We start from the raw sequence: 2518 nt of genomic DNA on the forward strand, positions 1-2518 counted from the left end.
CCACCCCGACGCCTGCGCCGCGAGGCCGCCGCGCGCACGCGGGACCGCCCGCCGACGAGAGTGCCGAGCACGACAGTCCGCCGGCCGAGTACGGCACGGCCGTCCCGCGCGGACGCCGGGCGCTGCGTCCCGGGACCGTGCGCGCGAAGATCATCTCGCTGCTCATGCTGCCCGTCGTCTCCCTGCTGGCCCTCTGGGGCTTCGCCACCGTGTCCACCGCCCAGGACGTGGCACGGCTGCGCCAGTTGCAGCGCGTCGACGAAGAGGTCAGAGCGCCCGTCGCGTCGGCGGTCTCGGCCCTCCAGAGCGAACGGAAGGCGGCCATGCTCCAGTCCGCCGACCCCGGCACCGCACACGCCGCCGCCCTGAAGGAACAAGCCGGGCGCACCGACACCGCCCTCGACGCGCTGCGGCTGGGCGACGGTCACACCGTCGCCGACACCGGCAATCTCCCCGGGGGCCTGGCCGGCCGGCTCGACCGCTTCCTCGGCCTCGCCCAGGACCTGCGGACGGACAAGGCGAACAGCGAGAGCGCCGATGGTGGCGAATACGCCGTGTACGACCGCTACACCTCGGCGGTCAGCGCCGCTTTCGCCGTCTCCGGGGCCCTCACCGGCATCCAGGACGACGCCCTCGGCTCCGACGCCCGCGTCCTGCTCGAACTCGCCCGCGCCGACGAGATGCTGGCCCGAGAGGACGCCCTGCTGGCCACCGCCGCACGCGTCGGCACCCTGGAGGACCGCCCGCTGAGGCAGTTCACCGGCGCGGTCGAAACCCGGCGCAGCCTCACCGAGACCGCAGGCGCCGACCTGCCCGCCACCGAACGCACCGCCTGGCGGAAGTTCACCGCGCTGCCCGCCTACCGCTCCATCCGGACCGCGGAGGACAAGGTGCTCACGGCGGCGCCCGGGCGCGACGCCGCGCGGGCCGTGCCCGCCGCCGACTGGCAGCGCGCCGCCGCCGACGTCCGTGGCGAACTACGCAGCATCACCGCCGGCGCCGGAGACCGCGCCGCCGACCGCGCCGACCCCCTCACCCAAGGGCTGCTCAGCCCGTCCGGCGCTGCCGTGATCTTTGGCTGCGTCGCCGTCGCCGCCTCCCTGGTGATCTCCGTGCGCATCGGGCGCGGGCTCGTCGTGGAGCTGGTGAACCTGCGCAACAGCGCCCTGGAGATCGCCCGGCGCAAACTGCCTCTGGCCATGCAGCGGCTGCGCGCGGGCGAAGAACTCGACATCCGGGCCGAGGCTCCGCCGGGACTCGCCTCCCAGGACGAGATCCCGGCCGGGCCTGGCGGATGCCGGTGTCCCTGACCAACGTCGTGCGCGCGGCCGTCTCCGAGATCGAGGACTACGCCCGGGTGGAGGTCAGCAGGCTGCCCGACGCCGCGGTGAAGGGCACGGCGGTCGCCGACCTCACTCACCTGCTCGCCGAACTGGTCGAGAACGCCGCACAGTTCTCACCCCCGCACACCAAGGTGCGCATCACCGGCGAACCCGTGGGCAACGGCTACGCACTGGAGATCGAGGACCGCGGCCTCGGGATGGGAGCCGAGCTGCTCGGCGAGGCCAACCGCCGCATCGAGCAGGCGGAGGCCCTCGATCTCTTCGACAGCGACCGGCTCGGCCTGTTCGTCGTGAGCCGGCTCGCCGTGCGGCACCGGATCAAGGTCCAGCTGCGCACCTCCCCGTACGGCGGCACCACGGCGGTCGTCCTGCTGCCGACGGCGCTGCTGCAGACCGCACTGCCGCCGGCCGAGGAGCAGGCGGCGCCGCAGAAGGCCTCGGCCGAGCGCCGGGACGATCACGAACGCACGACCTTCGGGCCGGGGCCCCGTGCCGTCCGGCCGCAGGGCACCGCCTTCCCCGCACCCGTCCCGGTCCCGGCGCTGGAGTCCCGCACCGGCCCCACCGCCCGCGTGACCTCGCTGCGGCCCCGCCGGCCGGAGGCCGACGACGAGACCGGGCCGGCACCACGGACGCCTGCCGGAGACAAGGGCGACGACGAGGCCCTGCCCCGCCGGGTGCGGCAGGCAAGCCTCGTACCCCAGCTCCGTGAGGAACCGCGGCCCGAACCGCCCCGGACCGGCGGACCGGCCGAGGACACGGCCGCGCACCGCACCCCCGAACAGGCCAGGGACCGGATGACCGCCTACCGCGCCGGGTGGGTACGCGGCGGCGGCGCCGCCCCGGGATCCCCGGTGGCAGCCCCCGGCAGCACCGAACCCCGCCCGCTCAGCGAAGGAGACCCCGCATGATCGCGAACGAGAGGGCCGGGGCGGCCCGCCGATCCGGTGAACTCGACTGGCTGCTGGACGATCTGGTGACCCGGGTCGGAGAGGTCCGGCACGCAGTCGTGCTCTCCGGGGACGGACTCGCGGTCGGGGCGTCGAGCGCGCTCAGCCGCGAGGACGCCGAGCACCTGGCAGCGGTCGCCTCCGGGTTCCACAGCCTGGCCAAGGGCGCGGGACGGCACTTCCGGGCGGGAGGCGTGCGCCAGACGATGGTCGAGATGGACGAGG

The 2518-nt window shown here is 75.1% G+C and carries 1 protein-coding gene and 1 pseudogene; both read left to right on the forward strand.

Going from position 1 to position 2518, the window contains the following annotated elements:
- Window positions 1-2254, forward strand: a pseudogene (locus JGS39_RS42140) (sensor histidine kinase); the annotation flags it as partial.
- Window positions 2251-2518, forward strand: a 268-nt coding sequence (locus tag JGS39_RS39760) for a roadblock/LC7 domain-containing protein (RefSeq protein WP_219574623.1), incomplete at its 3' end; no start/stop codon positions are given. The pseudogene JGS39_RS42140 and the gene JGS39_RS39760, both read left to right, overlap by 4 nt.

Origin of the sequence: Streptomyces poriferorum, from assembly GCF_019399235.1 — a bacterium.
Lineage (GTDB): Bacteria > Actinomycetota > Actinomycetes > Streptomycetales > Streptomycetaceae > Streptomyces > Streptomyces poriferorum.